Source organism: Bacteroides sp. 2201st1_D9_2201SCRN_220225 (assembly GCF_040928965.1).
Classification (GTDB): Bacteria; Bacteroidota; Bacteroidia; order Bacteroidales; family Bacteroidaceae; genus Bacteroides; species Bacteroides stercoris.
In genome coordinates this window covers 1-4,860 of sequence record NZ_JBCODG010000127.1, presented here as the reverse complement: position 1 = coordinate 4,860, position 4,860 = coordinate 1, and the positions used below count along the sequence as shown (strand labels likewise).

7 protein-coding genes and 1 pseudogene are annotated in these 4,860 nt (G+C 43.6%); 7 read left to right on the top strand and 1 reads right to left on the bottom strand.

The features are described from left to right. From traM to AB5903_RS21700, 7 genes and pseudogenes are all read left to right on the top strand, one after another. On the top strand, nucleotides 1–249 hold a 249-nt coding region (traM, locus tag AB5903_RS21730; RefSeq protein ID WP_368118279.1), incomplete at its 5' end, for a conjugative transposon protein TraM. Nucleotides 250–411: 162 nt separating this feature from the next. Further along, entirely contained in the window at nucleotides 412–867 is a 456-nt protein-coding gene (locus tag AB5903_RS21725; protein WP_151878273.1) for a hypothetical protein, read from the top strand. Between the two features lie 133 nt (nucleotides 868–1,000). Continuing rightward, the gene (gene traN, locus AB5903_RS21720) at nucleotides 1,001–2,155 is read left to right on the top strand and encodes a conjugative transposon protein TraN (RefSeq protein WP_016662284.1); all 1,155 of its coding nucleotides are present in this window, start codon (nucleotides 1,001–1,003) and stop codon (nucleotides 2,153–2,155) included. Then, nucleotides 2,152–2,710, top strand: a pseudogene (locus tag AB5903_RS21715) (M23 family metallopeptidase). The gene traN and the pseudogene AB5903_RS21715 overlap by 4 nt, the downstream one beginning before the upstream one ends. Then, on the top strand, nucleotides 2,688–3,029 hold the full coding sequence (locus tag AB5903_RS21710; protein WP_004288856.1) for a hypothetical protein: 342 nt from the start codon (nucleotides 2,688–2,690) through the stop codon (nucleotides 3,027–3,029). Before AB5903_RS21715 ends, AB5903_RS21710 begins: the two are co-directional and overlap by 23 nt. Beyond that, a complete protein-coding gene (locus AB5903_RS21705; RefSeq protein ID WP_016662282.1) occupies nucleotides 3,026–3,298 on the top strand; it encodes an HTH domain-containing protein in 273 nt (90 codons plus the stop codon). Before AB5903_RS21710 ends, AB5903_RS21705 begins: the two co-directional genes overlap by 4 nt. 44 nt (nucleotides 3,299–3,342) lie before the next feature. Continuing rightward, nucleotides 3,343–4,377 carry a hypothetical protein gene (locus tag AB5903_RS21700; RefSeq protein WP_240058691.1) on the top strand — a complete coding sequence of 345 codons (1,035 nt, stop codon included), beginning with the start codon at nucleotides 3,343–3,345 and terminating at the stop codon, nucleotides 4,375–4,377. Nucleotides 4,378–4,503: 126 nt separating this feature from the next. Here AB5903_RS21700 and AB5903_RS21695 read toward each other — a convergent pair whose 3' ends face one another. Beyond that, nucleotides 4,504–4,773, bottom strand: a complete 270-nt coding sequence (locus tag AB5903_RS21695) for a hypothetical protein (RefSeq protein WP_272709847.1) — start codon at nucleotides 4,771–4,773, stop codon at nucleotides 4,504–4,506. Nucleotides 4,774–4,860: the final 87 nt, after the last annotated feature.

Genomic DNA, 4,860 nt, shown 5'->3' with positions numbered 1-4,860 from the left:
GATGCAATGGAAGGGATTTACGTCCCGGGAAATGCCAAGGCGGAAACGATACAGGAAGCGGAAGCGGCCGGAGTAAGCGGGGCCGGCACTAACATTGCCGGCGGACTTGATGTAGGCAGCCAGCTTGTGGCGGGGGCGGCAAACAGCGTCATCAGTGCAACCAAATCGGCTGCGAGCAAGAATATCCGTAAAGTAAAAGTGACCATCAAGACCAATTACAGGATATTGCTGAAGGAAGCAAAAAAATAGAGCATTAAATGATACAAGAATTTCGTCCTACTCTCACGAGCCGGACGAAATGAAACAACGCAAATTTTAGAATATTTTATTTATGACGTAGCTGGTACAAAGATAAGAATTTTGATAAGAACAGAGAAATAACACTTATAACATATTGAAAAAAATGAAACAATGGCAAAGGTTTATGTGGCAAGCAGCTGGCAAAATGAATACCAGCAATCGATAGTCTCCTTCCTGCGCCGGAATGGGCACGAGGTATACGATTTCATGAACCCCGAGGGAAAAACGGATTTTCACTGGTCGCAGGTTAGTGAGAACTGGCAGCAGATGGATACGGATGAACACCTGGACGCGTTGGAGCACCCGCTTGCCCAGACAGGCTTTAAATCGGACTTCGATGCCATGAGGTGGGCTGATGTTTGTGTACTTGTACTTCCCTGCGGAGCTTCCGCGCATTCCGAGGCGGGATGGATGAAGGGAGCCGGCAAGAAAGTGGTTGTGTATCAGAACCGGCCGCAAAAACCGGAGCTGATGTACAAACTCTTTGACGGGATATTCCCGATGGCTGCAGATATAGCCCGGTTTCTGAAAGAACTTGATAATATGAATGATTTAAAATCAACGTAATGGAACATGATTTTTTAACCGAAAACATAATTCGTTTTTATAAAAGCGGATACGCTGTTCCAACATTTTGGTTCATTTTTCTTGCAGTATATCTATTAATGTTATTTGTGCCCTGGAATAAAAACAAATAAGTATGATACAAAATAGAACTTACATCACAGTCATTTTTCTCCTGAGTTTTCTTTCAGGGAAAGCCCAAAAAATAGAAGAGCTCACCGCCATACCTCTGGAAATCGGCTATGAAAAGACGTTACACCTGATATTTCCTACCGAAGTGAAATACTACAGCATCGGTGGAGATTACGTCATCGGTGAGAAAGTAACGAACTGTCCGGAGATTATACGTTTGAAAGCTGCGGAGGAGAATTTTCCGGGTGAAACAAATCTCTCTGTGGTAACCGCCGATACGAAATTCTACTCCTATGCCATACGTTACAATGCGCATCCGAAAGAAAGCTATATGCGTATAAATGGGGAGGCTCCCATACCGCATATCCTGCCAGTGGGTAAAGACAAGCAACTGTTTCTTATCTTCCCCGCTACAGTCTCTTATGTGGACTACGGCAGTACGAATGTGGAAGTAGAGAAAGCCGAGGGAGTGGACAATATCCTGGCTGTAAAAGCCATGCGAGCCTATACAGAAGATACGAACATTTCCGTAGTGGTTGAAAATGGTAAATTCTATACGTTTGACCTGCGCTATGTACCCGCCCCGGAACGTTTCAGTTTCGTTATTGATAAGGAAGATACACAAAAAGTGGCCATACTTGATGAAAAGGAACGTTCAAGCGAACAGAAAGAAAGGATCAGAGAAGCAATAGGCAAACGGCTACCCCTGGATCTGGGACTCAAAGATAAAAATGCCGGCATGGAGTTCGAGATTGGAAACATCTTTATCGACGCGGACATACTGTTGTTGCGTATGACACTGACAAACCGTACCCAAATCGGTTATACGACGGATTTTATGAGATTCTATATTCAGGATGCCAAGATCCGCAAGAAAACAGCGGTGCAGCAGCTTGAGCAGAATATCTTGTTCACCTTCGACTATCCGGAGGAGATACCGGCACACGAGAGCCGGACATTTACGGTGGCTATGAACAAATTTACCATTCCGGATAAAAAGAGACTCGTCATCGAGATCCAGGAAAAGAACGGTGGCCGGCATTTCCTGTATAAACTGAAGAACAAGTCGCTCCTGGATGCAGAAGAGGTATTCAGGAATAGAGAACAGCAGGAGACGGAAGAGGAAGCCGACAGGATATTAAGGAGGATAGCCCGATGAGAGTGCTTCTGTTCATATTGTTTTTCCCTTTTTCTTTCTCCGGGCATGATGACGGAAAGGAACTGCTTAATATGGCACTTGATAGGTGTGAACACCTGGAAAGTTTGGAAGATTACCGGGATATACTTTCCCGGTACGGAATGACAGACAAGCTCCCGCTGGCCTGCCCCCTGAAAGAGAAGTTCCGTATCAGCAGCACGTATGGCGGCAGGATTCATCCTCTAACGAAAAAACGTAGTTTCCATTCGGGTATTGACATGGCTGTGGAACTGGCCGCACCCGTCTATGCCACCGCTTCGGGTACGGTTACTTTCGCGGGGAAAAAAGGCGGATATGGAAGATGTGTCGTTATACGGCATTCTTACGGCTTTGAAACGCTGTATGCTCATCTGGCTGCGTATTATACCACAAAAGGGAAAAAAACTCGTGAAAGGGGCTGTAATCGGCTTTGCAGGGAGTACGGGAAGAAGTACCGGCTATCACCTACATTATGAGATAAGGAAATACGGCAAAACTATAAAACCATATTGGTATGGATATGACAATCAAAGATGAAATAGAACAACTTATCCTGCGGTGTATCGCTTCCGACGGGCTGAAGGCTTGTCCGAAGGATCTGGCTTTCCTGGAGAAATACGGGCTGAAGAACCTGTTTTTCTTTTCTGTGGAATATGGAATGGAAGGTGCGGATACACAGTCACTCGACGGCAGGGCAAAAAGCCAGATAAGATGGAATCTCTATGTGACGGACTTCCCTCTCCTGCGGCGTATGTATGAGCGGGAAGGGAAAGGAGCATTGATGGAGTGCCTTTATTTGGAGGAAAGATATTTCAGGAAGTTCCTAAGCATAACCGGACAGGAGGATAAGCCATGACAAATCTGTCGGTTGTCAATTACATAGAGCGGATCAACCGGACGTACCGCTTCATCCGGATGGAAAGTACAGGCAGTCTAAGTGAACTGGCCGCCAAAGTGCGGGTAAGCGAGAGAACCATCAGCAATTATCTGGAGGAACTCCGGTTGATGGGAGCGGAAATAAAGTTCAGCAGGGTAAGGAATACCTATTATTTTGATAACCGGTTCGTGCTTTATGCGACGTTCGAAGCACGTATTGAGGCGGAGGTATTGAATGATTCAGAATAGCATCTTGTATGCAATTATAACAAATCTTTTAAAAACAATTAATTATGAGAAAAGTAAAATTCTTATTGTTGGCGGCATTGACGGCGATGTTCGTTGGCTGCCAGAGTGATGAAGTTTTGGAGCAGGACTCCGGCAATGACAGACCGACTCCTACCGGTGATACACGTATTACCATTGAAGGAGAAGGTATGAAAGATGTAACAACCCGTTCTTCGGATGGAAGAGTTGATTTTACTGGGGGATATGCAACGGGAGCAGGATTATATGATGGACGCAAGCATGTTTGGGTTGAAGCCCATCCTGATGCTGGTTATGAGGTGAGCTATTTTTATGGCGGACCATCAAGCGAGCCTAAAAAGTATGACTATGTACAATCTGGAACATCCGTATTTGATGTAGACTTAAGTGGTCAGGATCATACTTTCCATTGCGGGTTCAAGGAGAAGAAACGTAATTTGACTGTCAATGCAGGCTCCGGTGGTTCCGTTTCCCCATCAGGAACAAACAGCTACCAGGTGGAAAATGCAATCAATATTACAGCCACTCCAAATACAGGATATAAATTTTCCGGTTGGATTGTGACGGAGGGAGATGCAACTATCGCAAATTCAGGAAATTCAAGTACCACTGCAACCTTGCATAGTTCTAACAGTACTATTGCAGCAAATTTTGAGCAAGATATACCGGAGTTGATTGAAAACCAATTATCAGTTTCTCTTGACCGAGTTCAAGGCTATCCCCATTATGTGAAGTTTATTGTTACATCTGATTATCCGATTACATCTCCCATTACAATTACTTATCAGGTGCAAGGAGAATTTTATGTAGATAAACAGGATGAATGGGGAGGTGCACAGCCGCCAACAGAAAGCTTCCAAAGCAGGGATTGGACCAGAACGTTAAATGTGGGGCAATCTGTATGGGAATTTAAGGAGCAACCGGATGTATATGGAACATTAGATCCGGGACTTCCGGGGAAAGCAAGTATTATATGGGCACAAGGTGGTATTTATTTTGAGGAATTTTCTGATAGCAAATTTCATTATGTCCAGGGAAATACTTATGATGAGTTCAGATGATTAAGATTTTAATGGCATAATACAAAATATTGTGCAGATAGGAATCTATATTATGTTAAAAAAGAAGGTGTCCAAAGATGTGAGACACCTTCTTATGTTTAACAGGAGATAGTAGTTGTTATTTTATTATAAAACCACAATATTATAAGTTATTCCATTGTAAACATAGGTATCTCCATTGATCTTTTCAATACCATTTACATAGATGTTCCAACCCCAACTGCCACCATTGGATACTCCAAGCCAGAAATTATTATGGTCAGACTCTTTTTGTCCGGCTTTTAACGTTACAGTAGTAGTTCTTTCATAACTTGTTTCCTGGGGTGGATCATAGCGGTCATCCCATTCTATTATTGTCTGCCAGGCTGTGAGTCTAACTTCAAAAGGTAAAATCACGTTTGAACTGACAATAATTCGTTAAAAATTCGCCACGCCTAAGCGGCTCTGGCAGTAAATAAAATGAGTTCTTTGAAAAGTTTGTCA